The following is a 24,821-nucleotide window of genomic DNA, read 5'->3' as shown; positions in this document are numbered from 1 at the left end:
AGCAGTAAAGAAGTCTGCCTCAAAAAGTCTTGATGAGAAGCCAGATATTCAACCCGGCAATCAGCACCGCAACGACATAACTCAATCCCTTTACAAAACCGGAATTCACAAACTCGCCCATCATCTTCCTGTCGCTGGTGGCGGACACCAGCGGGAAAACCGCGAAGCTGAGTTGCAGACTCAGGATCACCTGGCTCAGGATGATCAGGTCTCCTGTGCCCCGAGCTCCGTAGACCATCGTGACGATCACGGTCGGCACGATGGCCAGCAGCCGCGTAATGAGTCTCCGCTTCCATGGGCGAAGGCGCAGTTCGAGAAAGCCCTCCATCACCACCTGTCCAGCGAGCGTCCCTGTCACCGTTGAGTTCTGGCCCGACGCCAATAGCGCCACGGCGAAAAGCGTGCTCGCTCCGGCGACACCCAGCATCGGCGTGAGCAGCTTGTAGGCATCCTCGATCGCCGCCACCTCGTAATGCCCGGAGCGATGAAAGACCGCTGCCGCCACTACCAGGATCGCCGCGTTCACCAGCAGGGCGATCATCAGTGCAGTCGCTGAATCGAGATTCGCGAAGCGGATCGCCTCCCGCTTGCCTTCAATCGTGCGCTCATAGTTCCGCGTCTGCACGATGGAGGAGTGCAGATAGAGATTGTGCGGCATCACCGTCGCGCCCAGGATGCTGATCGCGATGTACAGCATCTGCGGATCGGTCACCATCCTGCTCGTGGTCGGCAGCAGCAGGTTATGGGCAATGAGTCCCCACTCGGGGCGAGAGAGAACAATCTCCACACCGAAGAGCACCGCGATGGTCGTGATCAAGGTAATGACCAGCGCCTCGAGGTAGCGGAAGCCCCGGTTCTGCAACAGCAGCAGCAGCAGCACGTCGCCGCCCGTGAGGATGACGCCCAGCACCAGCGAAATATGAAACAGCAACTGCAGCGCGATGGCTGATCCGATGACCTCCGCAAGATCGCAGGCCGCAATCGCAATCTCAGCAAAGAGCCAGAGAAAGATCACCATCGGCCGGCTGTAGCGTTCGCGGCAGGTCTGCGCCAGGTCGCGCCCCGATGCAATGCCAAGCTTCAGGGCAAGGCTCTGCAGCAGAATCGCCATCAGGTTCGAGAGCATGATCACGAAGAGCAGCGTGTAGCCGTAGCGCGATCCGCCGGCAAGGTCGGTTGCCCAGTTGCCTGGATCCATGTAGCCGACCGCGACCAGGAATCCCGGCCCGGCAAAGCCCAGGGCGCGGCGCCAGAATACCCGCGACGAAGTAAGCCGTACCGATGAGTAAACATCGGGCAGCGACGGTCGCAAAAGCGGATCTGATTCCTGGGCCGTGGGCATTATCGGTTCGAAAAAACTTCTACTTTGAAGTATGACATCGTGCGATCGGAATTACGCGGCATTAAGGGATGCCCAGCAGGCAATCGAGCGCCAGTGTGCCAGGCCCGGAATCACCATGATTCCGCCCAGAAACTCGGTGTAGGCAGCGACGTAGCCCAACCAGGCAGGCAAGCCAGGAGTCCCGACGTACGCGGCAAAACCATGCAACGCCCCCTTCGGCAGAACCTTTTCACAGCCGTAGACAGCCATGGACACGCTCAAGGCTACCCGGAGTATGACTGCGCCCCACGGCTGCAACCTGTCAAGAACTTCCAGCTTCTTCCTCATGCTTCTCCCGCACAGATGTTTGAGAGCATTCTAGTGGGAGCTACAATCGAAGGCGATGACCACACACCGCGAATCCCTGCTCAATCTGCTCTCGCGTATTTCGTTCAAGCTGGGTGATTTCACCCTCAGCTCCGGCGCGAAGAGCGATTACTACATCGATTGCCGCACCACCACACTGCACGCCGAAGGCGGCCGCCTGACCGGCCTGGCCATTCTCGAGCTGCTCCATGAGAAGCACCTGAAGCCTGCGGCTATCGGCGGCCTGACCATGGGCGCCGATCCCATCGTCTCGAACGTGGCCACGGCCAGCGCCTACTATGCGCAGCAGCATTCCTCAGCGGGACTCATCCACGGTTTCCTGGTACGCAAGGCAGAAAAGGCTCACGGTATGGGACGCCGCATCGAAGGATTTTTCGAGGAAGGCGCGCCGGTAGTCATCGTCGATGACGTCTGCACCACCGGGGCTTCCACCATTAACGCCATCGAGGCGGCAAAGCAGGCGGGCATGCAAGTGATTGCCGGTATTTGTCTCGTGGAACGCGAAGCGAAAGGCCGCGCAGCGGTCGAAGCCGCCTGTGAAGGCGCGCCGTTCTACAGTCTCTATACGGCACACGATGTGCGCGCCGCCCACATCGCCCAGATGGCCATGTAGCAAAAAACGGGGCAGACCCCAAAGGATCTGCCCCGGCGTTGCGGATTTCTTCTGATTTACTGGGGAGCCGACATCTGGCTCGTCTGGCCCGTTCCCGCAGGCTGCGCACCCGCATTCGAAAGCAGCTGGATATCTACGCGGCGATTCTTCGCGCGTCCGGAAGCAGTAGAGTTCGAAGCCACTTCCTGATCCTTGCCGATGCCAATCAGGTAGAACTTGTGTGCCGGCACCTGGTGTTGCGAAGCGAGGTACTGCACCACGGCCTGCGCGCGGCGCTGGCTGAGGTCGTAGTTGTACTGCGCCGAACCGGTCGAATCGGTTCCCCCGGTCACCTCAAGGATGTAGCCGCGGGCACTGCCCAGCTGAGCGGCGAAGTCATCCAGGGCCGCCTTGCCCTTGCGGGTCAGGTCAGCCTTGTCGAAGGCGAAGGTGACGGAAGTCTCAGAAACCTGCTTGTAGCTGTCGATGTTTGCGACCACGCTGGCGAGGGAATCAGCCTGGGTCACAGCGTCCTGCGCGGACTGGTCAGCCTGCTTGGCTGCCATATTTGCCGACTGCGCCTGCTGGTTGGCAGAATCGGCCGAGCTCTGCGCCTGCTTGATGCCGGCCTGCGCGCGGTCATCCACATCGTGAATAGCGCGGTTATTCTTGGCCGTCGCATCATCCAGCTCGTTCGTCTTCTCAATCACCGGCTGGGTCTGGCTGCGCACGTAATTCTTCGTGGAGCATCCGGTAATGGCGAGGAGCGATAGGGCTCCGAAAGCTGAAACAACACAGAAGGCCCGGAGACGGCCGGCGGACTGGCTCATAATCCTGGTTTGCGGCACCATCAGTTCGATCATTTCATTGCTTGTCTTCATGTCTGTCTTACTCCCTTTTCAAACTGCTTCAAACGTTGGGAACGGGTTTCGCAATCTGTGGTTAAGATGCCGTGAAATCTTACAGGCACGGCAATACCAACGTCGATTAGTGGGGCAAATGGCGTGCCAAACAATGATTTGACTTCAAAATATCTAATTTCAATGATTTAAATAGATTAATTAAATCCAACACGTTAAGGAATCAAGCTAATAAACCATGTACTTTTTACGTGAATGACGCTCTGGCGGGACGGTCCCATACTAACCATTTAGACTGTATAAGCCCCCATGGATCTCCTAGAGAAGATTCGGTCACTCCCCACCCGGCCGGGCGTGTATCTGTATAAGAACGCCGACGACCAAGTCATCTACGTCGGCAAGGCCAAAAATCTCAGGTCGCGAGTCCGCTCCTATCTGCTGGAGACATCGCAGGCCAACGCGAAGACCGGCTCGCTCATGCGCGAGGCTGTCGACCTCGACTACATCCTGGTCGACAACGAGCGTGAGGCGCTGGCGCTCGAAAACAACCTGATCAAGCAGCGGAAGCCGCGCTTCAATATTCTGCTGCGCGATGACAAGACCTATCCCTACGTAAAACTGACGCTGGCCGATCGTTTTCCCAAGGTATTTGTCACGCGCAAGATACGCAAAGACGGCAGCGCTTACTATGGGCCGTTCTTCCCAGGAAATCTCGCCTACCGGATCGCTGAACTAATTCATCGCAGTTTTCTGCTGCCCAGCTGCAAGCTCGACCTGCGGCGCTACTACGCGCGGCCCTGCCTCCAGTACTACATCAAGCGCTGCCTGGGGCCGTGCGTGGAAGACCTGACGACGCCTGAGCTTTACCGTGAGGCAGTGCGCGATGCGCAGATGCTGCTTGAAGGGCGCGGGAGCGACCTCGCAAAATCACTGGAGCAGCGCATGGCGGAAGCCGCTGCCGGTGAGCAGTTCGAGCTGGCCGCGAAATATCGGGACCTGCTGATCACAATCAGCCAGCTACAGGAAAAACAGCGCATCGCCTCGGCAGAGAACGATGACGCCGACGTCTTTGGCTATCACTACGAAAACGGCATGGTCGCAGTGAATCTCTTCCACATGCGCGGCGGCAAGATCGTCGACCGGCGCGAGTTCTTTTGGGAAGACCTGCAGGAACTGATGCTCGAACTGGCGGAGCCGGAGAGCGAAGAGCATCAGCCGGAAGAGGTGGTAGCGGCTGCGGCGAATGGGCCCACCTTTGAAGCCGGAGCCTTCTTCTCCGCCTTGCTGAAGCAGCTCTACATCGATCAGCAGTATGTACCCAAGAGCATCTATCTGCCAGTGAACTTTGGCGACCGCGACGTGCTGAGCGCATTGCTTGCCGAGCGTAGCGGACATCGCGTGGAGATTGCCGCGCCCATGCGCGGAGAGAAACGCTCACTGATCGACCTGGCCGGCCAGAACGCCAAGCAGAGCTACGACCAGCGCTTCCGCGTTCTTAAGCCGTCGCAGAAGGCGATCCAGGAGTCGCTGCAGGACGTGCTCATGCTGCCAGAACTGCCTCGCCGCATCGAGTGCTTCGACATCTCGCATATCCAGGGCGCGGAGACGGTCGCGTCGATGGTCGTATGGGAAGACGGCGGGATGAAGAAGTCCGATTACCGCAAGTTTCAGATCAAAACAGTCGAGGGTGTGGACGACTTCGCTTCCATGCGCGAAGTTATCGGACGCCGTTATCGGCGCCTGGTCGAGGAAAAGAAGCAGATGCCCAGCCTGATACTCGTTGACGGTGGTCTCGGCCAGTTGCATGCAGCGGCATCTGCCCTGGAAGAGCTGGGCCTGACGACACAGCCGCTCGCGTCCATTGCGAAACGTGAAGAGCTGATCTATGTGTATGGGCAGGAAGACGAGCCGATCGTGCTGGAGCGCCGCTCGCCCGTACTGCACATGATCCAGCATGTGCGCGACGAGTCGCATCGCTTTGCAATTACCTACCATCGCAAGCGTCGCGAGATGCGCGATCGCGACTCGGAACTGTTCACGATTCCCGGTGTCGGCGCACGAACGCGAACGCGGCTGATCGAACATTTCGGTAGTCTGCGCGGTGTGCAGCAGGCCGATATCGAGGCGCTGACGGCGGTTGTCCAACGCAAGACCGCTACGCTGATTCACGCTCATTTCCATCCGGATGAAGCAGCGGAGAATCCGCTGGTTGTGCTGAACAACGACCTGCCGTGACAGAATCGCTCTCATCGTCAGGACGACAAAGCTCTGTCATCGAGGGCCGCCTGCTGATACCTTGGGTCGGGTAGTTTTATCGCCTCGACCTCAAAGGATCTGAATGTTCCCGCGTTCTCTACGGCATCTTGTTCTGCTTCCTGTCTTCGCCGCCATGTTGTTTTCGCACGTCTTCGGTCAAACCGGTGCAAAGGCTGGCGGCGCCGATTCCATCCCGAAGATTGTTGAGCAGAACGGCCGCCATGCGCTTCTGGTCCATGGCAAGCCTTACCTGATGCTGGGCTATCAGGCCAATAACTCCTCCGCGTGGCCGGATATGCTCGATAAGGTCTTTCCCGTCGCTGCAACGATCCATGCCAACACGGTTGAGGTGCCCATCTATTGGGAGCAGGTCGAGCGCGATCCCGGCAGGTACGACTTCTCGCTCGTCGATGAGATTCTCAAACAGGCGCGACAGCACAGGGTCCATCTGGTATTGCTCTGGTTTGGAACCTGGAAGAATGGTTCGTCGCACTACACGCCGCATTGGGTGAAGCTGGACCAGCAGAAGTATCCGTTCCTGATCGGCAAAGATGGAAAGACCGTCGATTCGCCCAGCACCTACTCACCTGCACGGCTCGCCGCCGACAAGGCGGCATTTGCGGCACTGATGCGTCACCTGCGAGCAGCGGACGCACAGCGCACCGTGCTGATGGTCCAGGTTGAGAACGAAGCGGGAGTCTGGGGAGGCGACCGCGATCACAGGCCGGAAGCAGAAAGGGATTTTGCAGGCCAGGTTCCGGAAAAGCTGGTGCAGGGGCTGGGTCTGAAACCGGGAACGTGGAAGGAGGTCTTCGGAGACGCCGCCGATGAAACCTTCCAGGCGTGGGCCATCGCCAGCTACATCGAGCAGGTGGCCGCTGCTGGAAAGGCCGAGTATCCGCTGCCTCTTTACACGAACGCCGCACTGCGCGATCCCTTCCATGCGACACCGGGCTCGTATGAATCGGGCGCTCCGACCGATCAGAACATTCTCCTGTACCAGATTGCCGCACCCTCGCTGTCGTTGATAGCGCCGGACATCTACATGCCCGATTACGCGAAGTACATCGCGGTGCTCGGCCTCTACGCGCGCTTCAACAATGCACTGATGATTCCCGAGACCGGCAACTCCGCCATTTACGCGCATTACGTCTTCGCGGCGATAGGGCATGGAGCGATCGGCTTTTCACCATTCGGCCTCGATATGACACGCTACTCCAACCTGCCGGATGGACCGGAAGCGATGGAGAAAAGCGCCTTCAAACCCTTCGCAGAGGAGTACGCACTGCTGGCGCCCATCGCCGATCGGATTGCGGCTGCGAATCTCGAAGGCCGCGTACATGGCGACAGCGAAGAACCGGACAATCACGTACACACGCTCGACCTCGATCGCTGGCAGGCTACCTTCAGTTACGGCGTACCGTCTTTCGGCTATAACAAGCCCGCCGCTGGAAACAAGCCGCCCGATGGCGGGGCGCTGGTAATCACACTCGGGCCGGACGAGTTTCTCGTCACTGGCCATCATGTACGTGTGGATTTCAAGCCGCTCTTCGACATGGCGAAGCAGCGGTTGTTCCTCGAAGTGGCCGAGGGAAGCTATGACGAGGCGGGCAACTGGCGCACTACACGCATCTGGAACGGCGACCAGACAGATTATGGACTGAATTTGAAATCGGACGAAGACGTACTGCTACGAGTGAAGCTGACTACTTTCTAGCCAACCTCACATCTAGTCGTGAACGTGAATGGCGATGACATGGGCCGGTCCTGCGCCTTCGCCAACCGCATCGCTTTCCACCAGCATTTCGAAGTGCGGCAGGGTACCGTCAGGCCTGCGGATGCTCCTGAGCACAGGCAAAATACGGGCGTCGTCGGTTACGAGGTCGATGGCCGCTTCGGTTCCCATCATGTTCAATCCTTCGACGAGCAGGGCATTGCCATTGCCACTTAGGTTTGGCAAAAAGGCGATGACTCCGTAGGCTTTACCCCTCTCATCGTTGTAGTTCGCCAGTTCATCTGCCTTGGGGTGGCGATTGCGATAGGACGAGTGGTTCTGCGGATTGTCGATGCTGAAGACAAAATCCATGTGCTTTTCAAAGAGCTCAACCCAGGGCACCGCTTCCTGTGCGCCGATCATAATCAGGTTCGCGCTGCTGAAGTCTTCGACGCGCATGTCACGGCTGTACTGTACGAGTGTCTGCCGCGGCGAGGCCTCGGGTAGCCGCATGATGCGAGAGAGCGTCATGGCGTCGACAAAAGATGTGTAGCGGCGATGCAGCAGAAACTCGGCGAATGCCGGCTCGACGTGCTCTACGTGCTGCAGCTGTTTCTGGTAATCGTTGTTCAGGTAGTCGTGCAGGCTAACGTACTGATGGGTGACGGCATGAAAGAGCACCAGGCCCGAATCTCCCAGCACAATGCGCGTAGGCTGGTTCTCTGTAAAAAGCTGACCCCACAACAGGTGCCGCCGTGAGCGCACGAAGTGCGTCCGCAGATGCAGAGCAAAGAGTACGCCGAGCGCGATCACGCAGAGAAGCAGCAGGGAAGTAAGCAGCCGGTAGCGCCAGACGATGGATCTTCTGCCGGTGTCATCGGCCGAGGGCTCCTCGGAAGATGGCGTGGTCACCGGTCCGGGGTTTGCCGCCGGCTCAGACACTGCTGATAAGGTCTCAGGCTCGAGCGGCTCCGGTTCGATCAGTACCGTTTCTTCCACCAGGGTAAAGACCGGCACGTATGTGCCTCTTGGAATGTCGAGCCTTATCGGCTCGTTCGAGCCGTCACGATGGAAGTATTGTTCCAGCTTTCGGCGGAGCCGCAGGGCATGCGAGCGAACGATGGTGTCCGCAGCCGAGTCGTAGTCGGGCTGGCGGCCAAAAACTTCGACCCCGATGTGATGTTCGCTGAGCTGCTGTGTCCGGTTCTCGAAGGTGGCGTTACAGATGTAAAGCAGGAATCTGGAGAGCTGCGGCGAGCGCGCAAAGTCTCTCGTGGAAACAATTCTCTGTACAAGCTGCCAGCGCGGATCGTCCTCACGCGGCGCACCGGGTGCAATTCCATCGACCTCAGAAAAGATTGCGCTGCTCATGACCTATGGGTTTTGGGTGACTCTTAATCTATCCCGTTACGGTTACAGGATGGTAAATCACCTGCATTTCACCTTGCTTGTTGAGTTAACCATGTCCCGCCTTTTCAGCCACATACATCCTTCTCCGAGAAATCACTGAACTTCCTAAAGATCCCTGCACTACGGTCATGCCAGTCAGGCCCACACCTGCGTCTTTAACCCTCAACCTTTCACAGTTTGGCCAGTGAGGACCATCTTTATGCAAGCCAAAATCAGGGGAATGTTCCTCTGTGTCTGCGTCGCGATGATTGCGATGCTTTCGAGTACGGCATCTGCGCAGGACACCAGCGCGAACCTGCTCGGCGTGATCCGCGAGGCGAGCGGCAATGTCATCAGCAAAGCCACCGTCACGGCAACCAACACCGCCACCAACGCACGCACCGTGCAGACCTCCAACGACCAGGGACAGTATTCGTTCCTGACCCTGGCTCCGGGCACCTACTCGTTGCGAGTGGAAGCGCCCGGCTTTGCCAGCTATGAGCAGAACGGCATCCGCCTTGACCTGGGCCAGCACGCCACGCAGGACGTCGTCATGCAGGTCGGAGCAGTCCAGCAGGCGATCACCGTCAACGCGGACGTCCAGACGCTCGACACCGTCTCTTCGCAGGTGAGTGACGAAGTCAACGGCACCTCGATCCGTAATCTTCCGCTGAACAGCCGCAATCCCTATGACCTGCTTGAGCTGGACCCCAGCTTTGCAGGGTCGACCGGCAACGACTACAACTCGGTCAGCTACTCGGTGAACGGTGGCCGCCAGGGCTATACGGATGTTCTGGTAGACGGCACTCCGGCCGGCTTTCCTACTGTGAATGGCAACTCCGGCATCGGTATCTTTCCCTCGGTCGACGCCATCGGCGAATTTCGCCTGCTCGACCAGAACTATCCAGCTGAGTTCGGACGCAGCCTCGATGGCATCCTGAACGTGGTTTTCAAGTCAGGAACGAATGAGTTCCACGGTACGGCGTTCGAGTTCCTCCGTAACTCCGATCTCGACTCGAACAGCTACTTCAACAACCTACACAACACGCCGCTACCCGGTCTGCACCGCAACCAGTTCGGTGGGATTCTTACCGGCCCGATCAAGAAAGACCGCACGTTCTTCCTGCTTTCGACCGAACTTCTGCGTGAAACCGACGCCAACCAGCTCACCGCGACCGTTCCGACGGTGGCGCAGCGCAGCGGCGATTTCTCCCAGACCTTTGCTTCGAACGGCCAGCAGATCAAGATCTACAACCCTTACACCACGCGCCTGAACGACAGCGGTACCGGCTACACCCGCGATCAGTTTCCGGACAACAAGATTCCCCAGGGCCTGCTGAGCAAGGTCGCCCTGGCAACGATGAATTATTACCCGCTGCCGAACACGACGGGGAATGCTGTCACCAACGCCAACAATTATTTCGCAAGCGGCAGCACGGTGAACGACATCAACTCCTGGGACATTCGCGTGGACCACGTGATCAGTGACCGGCAGAAGGTGTTCGCTCGTTATTCGGACCGCTATTACCAGGACAACCCCAACCCGCTTTTCCCGCAACAGGACGCGGTCGCAGAAGGCCTGATCAACAGCGAAGATTATGATCGCGGCTTCACGGTGGGCTATACCGCCACGCCAAATGCCCGCACCATTCTCGATACGCGCCTCGGCTTTGCCCGTACGCTCTACTACTACCTCAACACCAGCCTCGGCTTCGACGCGACCCAGCTTGGACTTCCCGGATCGATCGATTCCGCGCCCGGCGCGACGAACCTCTTCCCGGTCTTTTCGCCCTCGGGTTACACCGGCCTGGGCAACAACGGCAACCGCAAGAACTCGTTTATGACCTACAGCCTGCTGTCGTCGCTGACCCTGGTGCGCGGTTCGCACACCTTCAAGTTCGGCTTCGACGGACGCATGATTCGCGTGAACGATCATGAATCGGCGGACAGCTCGGGTAACTTCAGCTTCGGCACAACCTATACCCAGGTCGATCCGAACACGGCGAATGCCAACTCCGGCAGCGGCCTGGCGTCGATGTTGCTCGGCCTCGGTACCGGCGACCTCATCCAGAACTATAAGGACGATGCTTCGCAGAGCTTCTACCTGGCGGAATACGCGCAGGACGACTGGAAGATCACACCCAAGCTCACCCTTAACCTGGGCATTCGTTACGACCTCGACACGCCGCGTACCGAGCGCTATAACCGCACGAATTACTTCGATCCGACAATTTCGTCTCCTCTGGCCTCGGCTGTTCAGGGCCTGCAGGGCGGACTGGTCTTCGTCGGTGTGAATGGCCAGAGCCGTCACCAGTACCATATCGATGCCAATAACTTTGCTCCGCGTGTGGGCTTTGCCTACCAGGCACGGCCGACCACCGTCGTTCACGGCGGAGGAGCGATCGTCTACGGTCCTTCAGCCCAGGCTGCGGCCGGAACGGTTGGCCCCTATGGCTTCCGCGTGCAGAACCAGTGGTACAGCACCGAGGATAATAACGGCATCACTCCGTCAAACTCGCTGCTCGACAATCCCTTTCCGCAGGGCTTTACGACGCCCCCTGGCGCCTCACAGGGGCTCCTGACAGGTGTAGGCGGCCAGATTGAAGGCGCGATCCAGAACACCCCGACGCCTTACACGATCCAGTGGAATCTGGATGTGGCACAGAGTCTTCCAAACAATTTCACCTTTAACATCACCTACGTCGGCAACCGCGGACGTAAGCAGCAGCAAAGCAGGGAAGGCGGCATCGACTACGATCAGCTGCCGGTTGCCGATCTCGCTCTCGGCAAGTCGCTGAGCGACCAGGTAGCCAACCCCTATAACGGACTCATCACGACCGGTGCTGCAGTTACCGGCCCCACCACCACGCGGGCACAGTTGCTGAAGCAATATTCGCAATTCACCAGCGTGCTGCCGCTCTTCCTCTCCGGTGGAAACGACCAGTACGACGGGCTGCAGGTTCGCCTCACGAAACGCATGTCCAACGGGTTGCAGCTACAGGGCAGCTACGTATGGGGACGCAACTTCGACAACAGCACCAACCACCAGAACAGCTTCGATCCCATGGCCGACTACGCGGTCAGTTCGCAGGACATCCGCTCGCGCTTCATCATGAGCTATGTTTACGAACTGCCCTTCGGACGCGGACGCCAGTACGGCGGCAACATCTCGCACTGGGAAGATCTCGCTGTGGGCGGATGGCAGGTCAACGGCATCACTACCCTCCAGGGCGGAACACCGTTGCAGATCAGCGCCAACAATACGTTGTCAACCTACAACTTCCAGACACTCTACGCCAACACCAACGGGCAGAATGCCACGCTGCACGGCGACATTCATAATCGCCTGAACAAGTACTTCAACACCGCTGACTTCAGCCAGCCCGCAGCCTTCACGCTCGGCAACGGCCCCGCTTACTATGACCAGCTTCGTTCGCCCGGACTCGACAGCACGGATCTTTCGTTGCTGAAGGACTTTCAGGCGTATTCGCGGCTCACGGTGCAGTTCCGCGCCGAGCTCTTCAACGCATTCAACCATGTGCAGTTCGGCTCTCCGAATACGAGCGTCACCAGCACATCCTTTGGCCAGATCACCTCGCAGGCCAACTCACCCAGGCAAACGCAGTTTGGATTGAAACTCATCTTCTAAACTGCGTTGGGACCGGAGGATGGCAGATGGCCTCTCTCATCCTCCGGTCCCGTAACATTTTCGTGCGTATACTTTGCTGTAATCAGGCCCTAAAGGAACTACGAATTGATCAAACACCTGCTCCCGTCTCTCCTGCTCGGCTTTACCTTCCTTACATCCCAGGCACAATCGAAAGATGCTCCCATCGTTGTGGTGGTCACGATGGATGGCTTCCCTGCACGTGCATTGAAAGACCCGCAACTGCCCATGCCCACCCTCCGGGCATTGATAGCGAAAGGCGCGGTGGCCGATGGCATGAGACCCATCAACCCCAGCGTGACATGGCCAAATCACACCACGCTGATCACAGGCGTCGACGCCAGCCATCACTTCGTGATGGCGAATGGCCTGATCGATTTTCCGGCTGATGGATCGGCTCCGCAAATCAAGCCCTGGACCGACAAGGACAAGCTTGTGCACGCGCGCACTCTCTATGACGCAGCGGCCGGGAAGGGAATGACTACCGGCCAGGTGGACTGGGTTGCCGTCTACGGCGCGAAGAATGTGAAGTGGGTCTTCGGTGAGAAACCCGATGTGAAAGATGCGATCCCACAGGAACTCATCGCGAACGGCACGGTTACGCGCGAGCAGGTAGAGCGCTTCGGAGAGCAGGCTACTCCGGCGTGGCACGACGAGATCTGGACCGATGCCGCCATTGACATCCTGACGAAGCACACGCCTAACCTGCTGCTCTTCCATCTTCTGCAGACAGACTCGATCCAGCACCAGTACGCCCCTCTGACACCTGCGGCGTATGAAGCGTATGCCTATGCCGATTCGTGCCTTTCGCGTCTGGTGGAAGCAGCGCGGACAGCAGGCATTCTCGATCGCATCACCTTTTTCATCGTTGCCGACCACGGCTTCACGACGACCACGCACACTATCTATCCCAATACCGCGCTCGCCCAGCAGGGCTACCTGCATAAGTCAGACAGCGGCTACACGGGAAATGTGTGGGTGAATGCGGAAGGCGGAGCTGCGGAGTTATACATTCGCGACAAGGTCAAACGCGCGGAACTCGAGCCGAAGCTCAAGGCGTACTTCGAGTCGCAGGAGGGTGTCGACCGTGTCTATACGAATGAAGAAGCACGCACGATTGGGATTCCCTCTGACGCCGATACCGACCAGGCCCCTCAGCTCTATCTGACGGCGAAGCCCGGCTACGCCTTCGAAGGCAAGGTCGGGGCGGAGTTGGTAGAAACGCACGAACCGCGCGGGCAGCACGGCTTCATCAACACTATGCCCGATATACAGACGCTCTTTGTAGCCTCGGGCGCGGGCATTAAGCCAGGAGTGAAGCTGGGCGAGATCACGAACCTGCGCGTGGCTCCGACGATAGCAAAGATCCTCGGCGTGAGTCTGCCGGATGCGAAGGAGCAGCCGCTGGACGAGATTCTGGCTCACTAGAAGAACCTGCTGTTTCCTATTGGCTAGGCGGCTTCTTTCAAAGGAAGACACTGCTTTCTATGAGGGCACGACTTCAGTAGTGCCCTCATACAAAACCAAGTTCAGAGGAAGCGCGGTAGCTATCACCATGCGGAGTCTTGCCGCTCTGCTTACTCCGTGAAAGCAGGCCCCTCACTGCGTTCGGGTTGACAAGTGATTACTACTGACAAACGATTACTACTTAGTTCAGCTTGTCCAGATGGCGGAAGCCGCCGGTCTCCGCCAGCACTCCGGCAAAGAGCGTGAGATTGTAGGCCGCGTGCACCATGGCTCCGGCTGCAACCGATCGCGTGACCAGCCGCACAACGCAAAGAACCACGCTGACCATGCCGATCAGCAGCAGCGGCCCCCAGGCGTGCGAAACCTGCGGGGAATGCATGAAGGCGAAACCGAGGCTGGTGAGCGCGACCGAGAACGGAATCCCCGCATAGCGTGCGGCCTCCTCCGTAATGCTGCCTTTGCGCGCCAGCCAGTTGAAGATATTGATCAGGCTCGGCAGCAGAAAGCCACGGAAGGCCAGTTCTTCCATGATGGGTGCAGCTGTCACGCCGAAGAGCAGCATCAACCATGCACCTACCGGCGACTTCATCATGTCCTGCATGATGGGCGGATCTTTGGGCATGGGCAGAAAGTTGCCCAGCAGGGTAATGCCGAAGCCGCAGGCTACGCCGATGACGGCAAAACGCTTCCAGTGCCGGAACGCCGCGGCAAGATTCCACTGAACGCCTTCGGCGAACGGACGGTCCCAAATAACGGTGAAAATAGGGATGCACGCGAGTGCGACCATCAGGTACGACAACGCCTGTACGGGGATCGCCAGCCGGGCGTCACTCACCGACATGCGGAAGAGCGACTTGAAGCCGTGGTGCCCGTAGAGATGAAAGGTTGCGATCAGGTAAATGCCGAGCACCTGGCCGACGGCAATGAGCACGATAGCCAGTACGAGAAAGAGAGCGGCATGGCCGATGTTTGGAATGAGCCTTGGCAGATGCAGCTCCTGCGGCTCGTAGGCAAAGAAAGCCGCGTCTGCGTCGTTGTTATGCGCAGGTTGCGGCGGAAAGGCCGAGCCCTCGATCGGTCCCGGAATTGGCTCCTGCATTGGTTCGAAGCTCATTGCACCCAGTCTTTTTTGCTGCGGCGTTTTTTCGCTGCGGGCGACTTCGGCGGTTCGCTGGGGGACGGAGACACCTGGTGCCCAGTTTCATCATACCGTCGCAGGAACTCGGCGGTATGCGAACCTTTTACCTGCGCTACCTGCGCAGGCGTGCCTTCGGCGATTACCTGTCCGCCATCCTCGCCGCCTTCCGGGCCAAGATCGATGATCCAGTCGGCATTCCGCACCACATCGAGGTTGTGCTCGATGATGATGATGGTGTTGCCGAGATCGGTCAGCCGGTGCAGAACTTCGAGCAGCTTGCGCACGTCGTCGAAGTGCAGGCCGGTGGTCGGCTCGTCGAGCAGATAAAGTGTTTTGCCGGTCTGCCGCTTCGACAGTTCACGGGCCAGCTTCATACGCTGCGCTTCGCCGCCGGAGAGCGTCGTTGCCGCCTGGCCGAGATGGATGTATCCGAGGCCAACATCGACCAGCGTTTCGAGGCGCTGCCGTACGAGCGGAATATCGGCCAATACGGGCAGAGCGTCTTCGATAGCAAGATCCAAAATGTCTGCGATGGAGTAGCCATTGAACTTTACCGCCAGCGTCTCCTGGTTGTAGCGGCGGCCGTTGCAGACCTCGCACTGCACGTAGACATCAGGCAGGAAATTCATCTCGATGCGGCGCTGTCCGTCACCCTGGCAGGCTTCGCAGCGGCCGCCGGCGACGTTGAAGCTGAAGCGGCCGGGCTTATAGCCGCGCTCGCGCGACTCCGGCAGCATGGCAAACAGATCGCGGATCGCGGTAAAAACACCGGTGTAGGTCGCCGGATTCGAGCGCGGCGTGCGCCCGATAGGGGACTGGTCGATACGGATGGCCTTGTCGATCTGGTCGAAGCCGGCGATGCGCTTGTGCTCGCCTGGCTGCTCGCGCGATCCGTAAAGTTCGCGGGCGAGAGCGCGGTAGAGGATGTCATTGACCAGGGTGCTCTTGCCGGAACCGGAAACGCCGGTCACAACCGTCATTACGCCGAGAGGGAATTTGGCCGTGACATTGCGCAGGTTATGACTCTTCGCGCCTTCCACGGTGATCCACTTGCCGTTGATCGGTCGGGGCTCTGCTCGATGCAGGATTTCGGTGCCTCCCGCGAGGTAACGGCCGGTGAGCGACTCGGGCGAGGCCATGATCTGCTGCGGCGTGCCTTCGGCAACGACATGGCCGCCGAGCTTGCCGGCGCCGGGGCCAAGATCGAGGACATAATCGGCGTGGCGGATCGTATCTTCGTCATGCTCAACCACCAGCACGGTGTTGCCGAGGTCGCGGAGAGATTCGAGCGCGGTGATAAGCCGCATATTGTCGCGCTGATGCAGCCCGATCGAGGGCTCGTCGAGCACATAGAGCACTCCGCGCAACCGCGAACCGATCTGCGTCGCCAGGCGGATGCGCTGGCCTTCGCCGCCGGAAAGCGTCGCCGCATTGCGGTCAAGCGCAAGATAGCCGAGGCCGACGGCCAACAGAAACTCCAGCCGCTCGACGATTTCCCGGCGCAGACGTTCGGCAATCAGGCCCTCGCGGGTAGTAAAAGTGATCTTCTGCGCAGCTACCAGCGATTTTCCCAGCGGCAGGGCAGTGAAGTCGGCAATGGAGAGGCCGCCAATCTTGACCGCCAGAGACTCAGGACGCAGGCGCCTGCCCTTGCAGGCCGGGCAGACCGAGGCGGACATGTAGTTCATCATCCACTCGCGGTAGGCGTCGGACTTCGATTCCTCGAGCGCATCACGAAGGTAGGCCAGGATGCCGTGGAAACCCGTCCGCGGCGTCTCCGCTTTCGGAGGGCCGTAGAGCAGCAGCTCCTGCTGCTTCTCCGTAAGTTGCTCGAAGGGCTTCTTCAGGTCGATCTTGTAGCGGTCGGCCGCGAGCTTGATGAGCTTAAGCAGGTACTGCGAGGCCGAGCCGGGACCAAGACCGCCGTCGAGCAATGGCTTTGACCAGTCGTTGATGATCTTGGCCGGGTCGAAGTCGTAGATGCTGCCCAGGCCGTGGCACTCGGGGCAGGCTCCGTAGGCGCTGTTGAAGGAGAAACTACGAGGTTCAAGCTTGGGCACATCAAGTCCGCAATCAGGGCAGGACATCGACGACGAGTAAAGCTGTTCGTCATTCGGTGTGCCGACGAGCACCAGCCCGTTGGCCATCTGCAGCGCCTTGGTCACCGAGGCTTCAAGGGCCTTCTCAATGCCCGGCTTCAAAACCGCCCGGTAAACAATGGCTTCGATGGTGTGATTCTTGCGCTTTTCCAGCTCAATCGGTTCGGAAAGGTCGCGGACCTCGCCGTCGACGCGGGCGCGGAAGCCCTGCTGGTCGAGCTTGTCGAGCAGGTCCTTGAATTCGCCCTTGCGGCCGCGCACCACCGGTGCGTAGATGATGACGCGCTCGCCCTGCGGCAGCGCAAGGATACGCTCAACGATCTGTTCGGAGGTCTGGCGGCTGATCTGGCGTCCGCAATTGGGACAGTGGGGCACGCCGATCGAGGCGTAGAGCAGGCGCAGGTAGTCGTAGATTTCGGTGATGGTGCCGACGGTCGAACGCGGGCTGCGGCTGGTGGTCTTCTGCTCGATGGAGATGGCCGGGCTCAGGCCCTCGATGGAATCGACGTCGGGCCGCTCAATTTGATCTAAGAATTGCCGCGCATATGCCGATAGAGTCTCCACGTAACGACGCTGGCCCTCGGCATAGATGGTGTCGAAAGCAAGCGAGGATTTGCCGGAGCCGGAAAGTCCGGTAACGACGGTCAGCGTGTTGCGTGGAATCTGGACGCTGATGTCCCGCAGATTGTGCTGGCGCGCACCTTTGACCGAGATATGAGTGATCGACATTGAATTTTCTATGAATTAAGGGTGGCAAACCGGGTTGCACGCCGCGTATGCGTGAGGGCTCCGATTCAGGGTGCTTATACTGGTATCTTATTGGTCAATAGAAAGATGGGTCAACGCACACCGTTACTGTAGCCCGTGCGCATCCATCATGGCATAGTAGCAATGAGGCAAAGGGCCTCGCGACGGCTGCATCACACCGTCTGTAGGCCAAAAAATACTGGAAGCTGGAAAGAAGTTCAATGCAGGACGCCATCAATTCCCTCATGTTGGTATGTGCCAGTCTGGCATCGCTCGCGCTCGGAGTTCTCCTGGCGTACGGCATTTGCCGGGCCGCCTTCACGCTCTTCCGTATCCACGCCCAGTCGGTCGCCGCTCAACGCGCCGCCCAGGCCAGTGCCAGCGAACCCCAGACCGCAGGGCTCTAGTAGCCCCGCTCTACCGTCTCCCCGCGCGGCACTGCCGCGTAGATGTTTCCGCACAATTTTTCTGCCGCCCCTCCTATTTTTCTTCCGTAGAAAATGAAACCGTTTCCATGATCGCATCGAGATGCCGTTGCAGAGCCGTGCGTTCCGTCTGCGTCAATTCGCGCCGCCCCTGGTCCGGAAAGGGGCAGGTTGTGTTGAAATCTTTCTCGAAGATGTAGCAGCGCCCTGCTCGATACGTTGCGTAAACCTCGGCCTGCTGCTGGTGGCACATCCCCGCGTCGCCGCCGGTCCCGTGAAGGTATGTGACTTCGTGAATCGTCTGCTCTTCAGTACTGCGCATGGAAGGATTGGTAAGCACGCGAGCCTGGCAGGCTGACTTCGAAGCAACGGCCGGAGCCAGGAATGTAAAGGTCAGGCTGGATAGGTTCGTCTTCTCATAAAGATTGCCCTCGGGAGAAAATGCAACGCTGACCTTCGGATCTTCACCCAGCTTCAGGACTGATGGCGACAGGTAATTGTCGCTTCGAGAAGCCTGTTTCCAGACTACGGGGTATTGGAAGCGCACGCCGCTCTCCTTATCCTGATAGATGGATACAGGAATAGGCATGCGTGGCCGCGGGATTTGTGCGTGCACCTGATAAAGACTGGCTAAGAGCAGTGCAAAGATCGCGGGGCGGGGTGCGTGCATTTCAACCTCCGGGCCTAAAAATGTTGCCAGGAAAATTTGATGGCCTACCGATTGGGTGCGGGTGCCCCATGTCTCGAATTTGAGGCATGGGATCGTTTTGCCTTAAGATCCCTGCGTGGCAACTCCCACATCTCGAAATCGAGATGTGGGGCACCCGGATTATTTACTTAGCTCAATCGAGACCACCTGCCCGGCGACGGTTTTGTCAGAGCTGGCGGCGTAGGCAATCTTCGCCTTCATGCCCTCGAGATCCTTGCAGGGATGAATCTCGCCTTCCGGCGTGAAGTTCAACGCCGAATACTCGATGCGGAAGTAGTTGCCACTATAAAGTGCCAGCGTCGCCTTCGTGCCCTGGAGGTTCAGGTCGAGCGTCGCCGGACTGGAGCACTGCACGCCGTGGATTATTCCGCTGGCGATTTGCGTCGGCCCGGACGGCGTTTCGTCGGGATGCTTTGTAAGGTTGTTCACCGCAACCTTGCCAATGAGCAGCTTGTGCGTCTTCGTGTCCTGCTGTACCTGGCTTCCGTCCACGGTGACGTCAGCCTGCTGGGTACGAACCACTCCGTTCGCACCGGCCAGCGTCGTTTCCACCGGAGCGTTTTCGGATTTGGCAGAGGCCTGCAGCTGTTCGTTTTCCTGCTTGCGTTTGGCGAATTCCTGCATCTGCGCGGCCTGTTCCCGGAGCGAGGCCACCGAGTTCGGAGTGGTTGCGATCTTCTCCGCGGCTTCCAGCACCTGCACGGCAGCGTCGTAGTTTCCCTGGCTTGCCAAGACATTGGCTGCGTTGATCCGGAACGATACGTTAGCGGGATCGAGCTGAACCGCCTGAACAGAGAGCATGTGCGCTTCCTGCTCATTGCGACGCCTCTGTACGTAGAAGACGGCCAGTTCCTCGTATGAAGGAGCGAATTGCGGATTCAGCTTGATGGCCGCGCGCAGGCTGGCTTCTACCTGCGCGCTGGTCTTCGGATCGTAACTGTCGATGTTTATCACCGCGAAGTAGTAATGAGCGATGTAGCTTTGCGAGTTGCCCTGCACTGCTTTTTCATACCAGTCACCGGCTTCCTGATGATTCCCGCCGCGGAAGGCGAGATAGCCCATCGTCTCGAAGGCCTGCGTGTTGGAAGGATCATCGTGCAGAACCGAGGTGGCCAGCGTCTTCGCGTCTTCCTCGCGGTCGCCGTAGGCGAGGACGTCCGCACGGACGGCATTGGTCTGTGGCCCGGTAAGAGGTTTGGCAGTGAAGGTGTTTTCGTCCACACGCGTGTCGGCCATTACGCGGAACATCTTGTAATCGCCGTGTGAAACGTAGTCCTGGAGCTTGTGTTGCAGAACCGTCAGATCGCCGAATGCCTTCTGGGCCGCAGTCACGGAGTCGACGTGCTGGCTCATCAGCGCAAGGTAATCAAGTACGCGCTGCGTGTGCTCGATCTTGTCGGTCACCATCAGGTAGTGGGTCAGCGCCCAGGATTCCGAGTAGAAGATCGAGCCCTTGTTCTCCTCGTGATAGTAAGGCGAACTGGCATCGACGGTCAGCAGAGTCTGCAGGGGAATGAGCTTCTGCTGGCGCAGGTAAAGAATATCGTTGACGCTGGGCTGGCCGAGCAGAACTTCCTTGTTTTCGAGGGTAGTGTTCTGGAAGAACTCGGCTTCGCCCTCGTTCATCCAGAGCGGCATCCATTCCGCCGCCTTGCGGAACTGCAGATGTGTGTATTCGTGATAGACGGTGTCGAAGGGGTGTTCACCCTCGGCATCGAGCCGCAGCAGGATGTAATTCTTTTCAGGCGACTGCATGAAGTAGCCGGCCAGGGTGAGCTGGCCCTTGCCCTGGCGGTCGCCGGGCAGCAGCGACTCAAAGCTTTTCTTGTCTTTCAGGGCAAGCACGATGATCGGCGAGTTGGGATCGACGGTCGCGTTCGGAAAGAGCGTATGAAAGACTGACCGCATCCGCTCAAGCTGGTCGGCCACATGGCGGCCCTGCTTCTCACTGGAATTTGTCAGGATGGTGAAGTGAGGGCTCTGCACTTCAACCATGGGGGCGGCGTTTTCGACGGACCAGGCGGGTATAGCAATAGCAACGCAGAGGAGCAGGAGGCACAGCTTTGTCTTCATCAATTGCTCGCGAATAAGTTGTCGGGAATTCCAATATCCTATATCGGATTCTCAGCAACTTTCCCTTTTAAAATCTGTCGTTTCAGTCGCGGTGACCGGGAAGGTCGAGAGGGAAACGGATCGCATCTGTTCGCGCGGACCGGCAGCACGAATCTTCTTCCTGCTGCCGCGTCTGGAAATATCGCGCCACCATGCAGGAATTGCAATCAGCAAAGAGAGCAGCAGAAGGGCAGGCATCCGCATCATTGCGGTGCGTCGAATGCAGAATCTGGAAACGGGAAGTGCCACACATAATGCGCCCATTCTCTCGGCCTTTTTGCAGCGTGGAAATAGCACGTTTCGCTTTCTGGCTGCGGCTTCCGTAACTCCTGCGAAAAACTTCGAGCGGTTACCCGACAAGGCGGCGAGGGCCGATGACGATTCCGTTGCTGGCATGTGACACTCGTGTTACAAAAAAGTACGCTTTTTCGCCGCAAGCGGGCAGAGCGCCCCAAGTAGCTGCATCCAAAAGACCTGAGCCCCATAATGAATACATTTTTAGGAAATGACGCACACGCTCATCTTTTGCCGGACTACTCTCTCGATGGCGCATTCGACGAGATGTTTACTCCGGACGGCGTCATTCGTCCGCACTATGAAGCTCTGCTGAACGTGCTCTCGCAGATGCCGCGCGAGGAGCTGCAACGCCGTAAACAATCCGCCGACTATTCGTTCCTGATGCAGGGCATTACCTTCACCGTTTACGGGCGGCAGGAGGGAACGGAGCGCATTTTTCCTTACGATCTTGTTCCGCGGCTGGTCACCGGCGCGGAGTGGGATCGCATCGAGCGCGGGCTGACGCAGCGCATTACGGCTCTGAACCTCTTTCTGCATGACGTTTACCACGAGGGCAAGATTCTCTCGCAGGGTGTCATTCCGCGTGAAATTGTTTACAGCTGCCATCACTTCAGGCGCCAGATGCGCGGACTGCAGGTACCGCGCAATGTGTACGTCGCCGTCGCCGGAACCGATCTGCTGCGCATGTCCAACGGCGAATATGTAGTGCTCGAGGACAATCTCCGCGTGCCCAGCGGCGTGAGCTATATGCTCACGAATCGCCGCATCATGAAGCGCACCCTGCCGATCCTTTTCCGCAATTACGGCGTGCGCCCGATCGAGCATTACACGCAGGCGCTGCTCTCCACGCTGCGCTCGATCGCGCCGGAGGGCCGCCCGGAACCGACGATTGTGTTGCTCACGCCCGGTGTATATAACTCGGCGTATTTCGAACACACCTACCTGGCGCGCCAGATGGGCATCGAGCTGGTCGAGGGACGCGACCTTGTAACCCACGACAATATCGTCTACATGCGCACCACCGCGGGGTTAAAGCGCGTGGACGTGATCTATCGGCGCGTGGATGACGACTTTATCGATCCGCTGGCCTTCCGGTCCGATTCCATCCTTGGTGCGGCAGGCCTCTTCAATGCTTATCGCGCGGGAAACGTGACGCTCGGCAACGCGTTCGGCACCGGGGTCGCCGATGACAAGGCTCTCTATGCGTATGTGCCCGCGATCATCCGCTACTACCTGAACGAGGACCCGATTCTCAACAACGTCGAGACCTACCTGATGACCGACAAGTCCCAGCGTCAGCATACGATCGAGAATCTGGACAAGCTGGTGGTGAAAGCTGTTGGCGAGTCCGGTGGATACGGCATGCTGATCGGCCCGCAGAGCTCGCAGGCAGACAGGGAAGAGTTCCGCAGGCGTATCGAGGCGAACCCGCGCAATTACATCGCGCAGCCCACGCTCGATTTTTCCCGCTCGCCCTGCCTGCTTGAGGACGGTTCGGTCGAACCGCGCCACGTCGACCTGCGGCCTTACATTCTCTACGGCGACAAGGTGACGATTGTGCCCGGTGGGCTCACGCGAGTAGCGCTGCGTAAAGGCTCTCTGGTTGTGAATTCGTCGCAGGGCGGCGGCAGTAAAGACACCTGGGTACTGGGATGAGGAACGAATGCTTTCACGCGTAGCAGACAGCCTTTACTGGACGAGCCGATACCTGGAACGCGCCGAGCATACGGTGCGGCTGGTGGATATTAACCAGGGCATGATGCTCGACCGCTCCGAAACCAGTGCCGAACGACGCTGGCGCCGCGTACTGGCGGCGATAGGTTATCCGCCAAACGTGGAATGGAATGAAGATGTTTACGCGCTGGTCCACAAGCTTTGCTTCGATCCTTCACAGCTGGGCTCGGTGACGGCCTGCATCATCGCCGCGCGCGAAAACGCCCGGCAGATCCGTGAAGCAATTACGACAGAACAGTGGCAGCGGCTTAACCAGCTCTACCACGAGATCCAGCGGCTGAAACCATCGTCCCCTTCGGAGACGCAGCTGGCCGAGTTCGCGCCTACGATCATCAACGGCGCACACCTTTTCCAGGGAGTCACCGACACCACGCTCAGCCACGGCGAAGGCTGGCAGTTCCTGCAGGTCGGGCGTTTTCTGGAGCGCGCCTCGGCAACCACAAACCTTCTCGACGTCTACCACCGCGACGTCTACCTGCGCACGGGAGAGGTTCTCGATGCTTACGAGTATCTCGAATGGATCGGCCTGCTGCGCACCTGCACCGCGTACGAAGCTTACTGCAAGGTGTACACAGCCGACCTGACTTACGAGCGCATTCTTGAATTTCTATTGCTGGATGCGGAGTTTCCGCACTCCATCCGTTACTCGGTAGACCGCATGCACCAGTCGCTCGATGCCATCCAGCAGGAATCCCGAGGACTGCAGGCCACGGAGTTGATGCGCGTGGCAGGGAAGCTTAAATCCTCGCTTGCCTTCGCCCAGGTTGCCGAGATTCTTGCGCAGGACCCGGCGAAGTATCTGCGCGGTATCCAGGAGCAGTGCCACTGTATTCACAACCTCATCTACGAGGTCTATATCCAGTACTCGGTACAGACCGCGCTGGCGATGTAAGGAGGCAATCTTTGATCTTTTACTCCATCCGGCACCTTACCAAGTTCGTGTACTCGAGACCTGTCAGCGAGAGCGTGATGGAGCTGCGTATGCACCCGCGCAGCGACAGCAACCAGCGCTGCCTGACCTTTTCTCTTTCGGTGAGTCCGCGCTCCCGCGTCTTCTCCTATCGCGATCACCTCAGCAACAATGTCCATCATTTCGATATTCCGGGACAGCATGACCAGCTCGTCGTAGTTGCCGAGTCGCTGGTCGAGCACCAGCCGCTGGCCCATATTCCTTCTTTCCTCGCGCTCGATGCATGGAAGGAGCTCGATACCATCGTGGCGGAAGGCGATTACTGGGAGATGCTGTTGCCCAGCGAGTTCGCGCTGACCACCCCCGCGCTCGAAGACCTTGCCAGGGAGCTGAACGTGGTGCGGCGCGACGATCCCATGATGCTGTTGCGTGAGCTGAATCACCGGCTCTACGACTACTTCAGCTATTCGCCGCGCACCACGCGTGTCGACTCTCCGATCGACGATGCTTTGAAGTCAAGGCAGGGCGTTTGCCAGGATTTCGCCCACATCATGATCGCGCTGGTGCGGAGGCTGGGCATTCCGTGCCGCTATGTGAGCGGCTATCTTTACCACCGTAAGGAAGACCAGGACCGCTCGATCTCCGATGCAACGCACGCGTGGGTAGAGGCGCTGCTGCCGCATCTGGGCTGGGTCGGCTTCGATCCTACAAACGCGCTGATTGCAGGCGACCGGCACATTCGCACGGCCCTCGGCCGCGACTATGCCGATGTTCCGCCGACGCGCGGTGTTTTTATCGGCCGCACAACCAGCGATCTCTACGTGGCCGTACAGGTCACTGCGTCGGAAAAACCTCCAGCGCTCGACCAGGAGATGCCGATTCCCGAGGACTGGTCCATGCTTGTCGAAAGAGCGCAGGCTCCGCCACCACCGCCTGCAGCTGAACCCCTGCTGCAACTGCAGCAGGCACAGCAGCAACAGCAATAGAGCGGACCTCT

General features: G+C 58.8%; 18 protein-coding genes. 10 read left to right on the top strand and 8 right to left on the bottom strand.

Features of this window, described 5'->3' with window-relative positions; translation table 11 throughout:
* Positions 1 to 19 precede the first annotated feature (19 nt).
* Complete coding sequence (locus LJD29_RS19200) at positions 20 to 1,312, bottom strand: Nramp family divalent metal transporter (protein ID WP_446743186.1); 1,293 nt, start codon at positions 1,310 to 1,312, stop codon at positions 20 to 22.
* 81 nt (positions 1,313 to 1,393) lie between these two features.
* Positions 1,394 to 1,669, bottom strand: coding sequence for a DoxX family protein (locus tag LJD29_RS19195; RefSeq protein WP_446743185.1), 276 nt, complete (start codon positions 1,667 to 1,669; stop codon positions 1,394 to 1,396).
* 55 nt (positions 1,670 to 1,724) lie between these two features.
* Here LJD29_RS19195 and pyrE point away from each other — a divergent pair, with 55 nt between their 5' ends.
* The gene (gene pyrE / locus LJD29_RS19190) at positions 1,725 to 2,321 is read left to right on the top strand and encodes an orotate phosphoribosyltransferase (protein ID WP_446743184.1); all 597 of its coding nucleotides are present in this window, start codon (positions 1,725 to 1,727) and stop codon (positions 2,319 to 2,321) included.
* A 56-nt stretch (positions 2,322 to 2,377) separates the two neighbouring features.
* Here the strand turns inward: pyrE and LJD29_RS19185 are convergent, their stop codons facing one another.
* Positions 2,378 to 3,181, bottom strand: coding sequence for an OmpA family protein (locus LJD29_RS19185; RefSeq protein ID WP_446743183.1), 804 nt, complete (start codon positions 3,179 to 3,181; stop codon positions 2,378 to 2,380).
* A 288-nt stretch (positions 3,182 to 3,469) separates the two neighbouring features.
* On the opposite strand from LJD29_RS19185, the gene uvrC reads away from it, so the two are divergent.
* Complete coding sequence (uvrC, locus tag LJD29_RS19180) at positions 3,470 to 5,395, top strand: excinuclease ABC subunit UvrC (protein ID WP_446743182.1); 1,926 nt, start codon at positions 3,470 to 3,472, stop codon at positions 5,393 to 5,395.
* A 103-nt stretch (positions 5,396 to 5,498) separates the two neighbouring features.
* Entirely contained in the window at positions 5,499 to 7,133 is a 1,635-nt protein-coding gene (locus LJD29_RS19175) for a DUF5597 domain-containing protein (protein ID WP_446743181.1), read from the top strand.
* Between the two features lie 12 nt (positions 7,134 to 7,145).
* Here the strand turns inward: LJD29_RS19175 and LJD29_RS19170 are convergent, their stop codons facing one another.
* Positions 7,146 to 8,501 (bottom strand): hypothetical protein, encoded by a 1,356-nt coding sequence (locus tag LJD29_RS19170; protein WP_446743180.1) that lies wholly within the window; start codon positions 8,499 to 8,501, stop codon positions 7,146 to 7,148.
* Positions 8,502 to 8,739: 238 nt separating this feature from the next.
* Here LJD29_RS19170 and LJD29_RS19165 point away from each other — a divergent pair, with 238 nt between their 5' ends.
* Positions 8,740 to 12,168: a TonB-dependent receptor gene (locus LJD29_RS19165; protein WP_446743179.1), complete on the top strand. Its 3,429-nt coding sequence runs from the start codon at positions 8,740 to 8,742 to the stop codon at positions 12,166 to 12,168.
* Between the two features lie 105 nt (positions 12,169 to 12,273).
* Entirely contained in the window at positions 12,274 to 13,614 is a 1,341-nt protein-coding gene (locus LJD29_RS19160) for an alkaline phosphatase family protein (RefSeq protein WP_446743178.1), read from the top strand.
* 220 nt (positions 13,615 to 13,834) lie between these two features.
* Here the strand turns inward: LJD29_RS19160 and LJD29_RS19155 are convergent, their stop codons facing one another.
* Both LJD29_RS19155 and uvrA read right to left on the bottom strand, forming a co-directional pair.
* On the bottom strand, positions 13,835 to 14,767 hold the full coding sequence (locus LJD29_RS19155; protein WP_446743177.1) for a CPBP family intramembrane glutamic endopeptidase: 933 nt from the start codon (positions 14,765 to 14,767) through the stop codon (positions 13,835 to 13,837).
* Positions 14,764 to 17,619 carry an excinuclease ABC subunit UvrA gene (gene uvrA / locus LJD29_RS19150; RefSeq protein WP_446743176.1) on the bottom strand — a complete coding sequence of 952 codons (2,856 nt, stop codon included), beginning with the start codon at positions 17,617 to 17,619 and terminating at the stop codon, positions 14,764 to 14,766. The genes LJD29_RS19155 and uvrA overlap by 4 nt, the downstream gene beginning before the upstream one ends.
* A gap of 263 nt (positions 17,620 to 17,882) precedes the next feature.
* Here uvrA and LJD29_RS19145 point away from each other — a divergent pair, with 263 nt between their 5' ends.
* Complete coding sequence (locus LJD29_RS19145) at positions 17,883 to 18,044, top strand: hypothetical protein (RefSeq protein WP_446743175.1); 162 nt, start codon at positions 17,883 to 17,885, stop codon at positions 18,042 to 18,044.
* Positions 18,045 to 18,117: 73 nt separating this feature from the next.
* Here LJD29_RS19145 and LJD29_RS19140 read toward each other — a convergent pair whose 3' ends face one another.
* Both LJD29_RS19140 and LJD29_RS19135 read right to left on the bottom strand, forming a co-directional pair.
* Positions 18,118 to 18,732 (bottom strand): hypothetical protein, encoded by a 615-nt coding sequence (locus LJD29_RS19140; protein ID WP_446743174.1) that lies wholly within the window; start codon positions 18,730 to 18,732, stop codon positions 18,118 to 18,120.
* 159 nt (positions 18,733 to 18,891) lie between these two features.
* On the bottom strand, positions 18,892 to 20,844 hold the full coding sequence (locus tag LJD29_RS19135; protein ID WP_446743173.1) for a tetratricopeptide repeat protein: 1,953 nt from the start codon (positions 20,842 to 20,844) through the stop codon (positions 18,892 to 18,894).
* A gap of 91 nt (positions 20,845 to 20,935) precedes the next feature.
* Here LJD29_RS19135 and LJD29_RS19130 point away from each other — a divergent pair, with 91 nt between their 5' ends.
* The 4 genes from LJD29_RS19130 to LJD29_RS19115 all read left to right on the top strand — a co-directional run bounded on the left by LJD29_RS19130 (position 20,936) and on the right by LJD29_RS19115 (position 24,810).
* Complete coding sequence (locus LJD29_RS19130) at positions 20,936 to 21,283, top strand: hypothetical protein (protein ID WP_446743172.1); 348 nt, start codon at positions 20,936 to 20,938, stop codon at positions 21,281 to 21,283.
* An 86-nt stretch (positions 21,284 to 21,369) separates the two neighbouring features.
* The gene (locus LJD29_RS19125; RefSeq protein ID WP_446743171.1) at positions 21,370 to 22,836 is read left to right on the top strand and encodes a circularly permuted type 2 ATP-grasp protein; all 1,467 of its coding nucleotides are present in this window, start codon (positions 21,370 to 21,372) and stop codon (positions 22,834 to 22,836) included.
* A 7-nt stretch (positions 22,837 to 22,843) separates the two neighbouring features.
* Positions 22,844 to 23,806 (top strand): alpha-E domain-containing protein, encoded by a 963-nt coding sequence (locus tag LJD29_RS19120; protein ID WP_446743170.1) that lies wholly within the window; start codon positions 22,844 to 22,846, stop codon positions 23,804 to 23,806.
* 14 nt (positions 23,807 to 23,820) lie between these two features.
* Positions 23,821 to 24,810 carry a transglutaminase family protein gene (locus tag LJD29_RS19115; RefSeq protein ID WP_446745908.1) on the top strand — a complete coding sequence of 330 codons (990 nt, stop codon included), beginning with the start codon at positions 23,821 to 23,823 and terminating at the stop codon, positions 24,808 to 24,810.
* The last annotated feature ends 11 nt before the right edge of the window (positions 24,811 to 24,821 follow it).

The organism is Silvibacterium acidisoli (assembly GCA_022870745.1).
In the GTDB taxonomy this organism is placed as follows: Bacteria; Acidobacteriota; Terriglobia; order Terriglobales; family Acidobacteriaceae; genus Silvibacterium.
This window is presented reverse-complemented; position numbering and strand designations above follow the sequence as displayed.

Coding starts and splice junctions, on each gene's coding strand:
- LJD29_RS19195 (WP_446743185.1), bottom strand. CDS start 1,669: ATGAGGAAGAAGCTGGAAGTTCTTGACAGGTTGCAGCCGTGGGGCGCA.
- pyrE (WP_446743184.1), top strand. CDS start 1,725: ATGACCACACACCGCGAATCCCTGCTCAATCTGCTCTCGCGTATTTCG.
- LJD29_RS19185 (WP_446743183.1), bottom strand. CDS start 3,181: ATGAAGACAAGCAATGAAATGATCGAACTGATGGTGCCGCAAACCAGG.
- uvrC (WP_446743182.1), top strand. CDS start 3,470: ATGGATCTCCTAGAGAAGATTCGGTCACTCCCCACCCGGCCGGGCGTG.
- LJD29_RS19175 (WP_446743181.1), top strand. CDS start 5,499: ATGTTCCCGCGTTCTCTACGGCATCTTGTTCTGCTTCCTGTCTTCGCC.
- LJD29_RS19170 (WP_446743180.1), bottom strand. CDS start 8,501: ATGAGCAGCGCAATCTTTTCTGAGGTCGATGGAATTGCACCCGGTGCG.
- LJD29_RS19165 (WP_446743179.1), top strand. CDS start 8,740: ATGCAAGCCAAAATCAGGGGAATGTTCCTCTGTGTCTGCGTCGCGATG.
- LJD29_RS19155 (WP_446743177.1), bottom strand. CDS start 14,767: ATGAGCTTCGAACCAATGCAGGAGCCAATTCCGGGACCGATCGAGGGC.
- uvrA (WP_446743176.1), bottom strand. CDS start 17,619: ATGTCGATCACTCATATCTCGGTCAAAGGTGCGCGCCAGCACAATCTG.
- LJD29_RS19145 (WP_446743175.1), top strand. CDS start 17,883: ATGTTGGTATGTGCCAGTCTGGCATCGCTCGCGCTCGGAGTTCTCCTG.
- LJD29_RS19140 (WP_446743174.1), bottom strand. CDS start 18,732: ATGCACGCACCCCGCCCCGCGATCTTTGCACTGCTCTTAGCCAGTCTT.
- LJD29_RS19135 (WP_446743173.1), bottom strand. CDS start 20,844: ATGAAGACAAAGCTGTGCCTCCTGCTCCTCTGCGTTGCTATTGCTATA.
- LJD29_RS19125 (WP_446743171.1), top strand. CDS start 21,370: ATGAATACATTTTTAGGAAATGACGCACACGCTCATCTTTTGCCGGAC.
- LJD29_RS19120 (WP_446743170.1), top strand. CDS start 22,844: ATGCTTTCACGCGTAGCAGACAGCCTTTACTGGACGAGCCGATACCTG.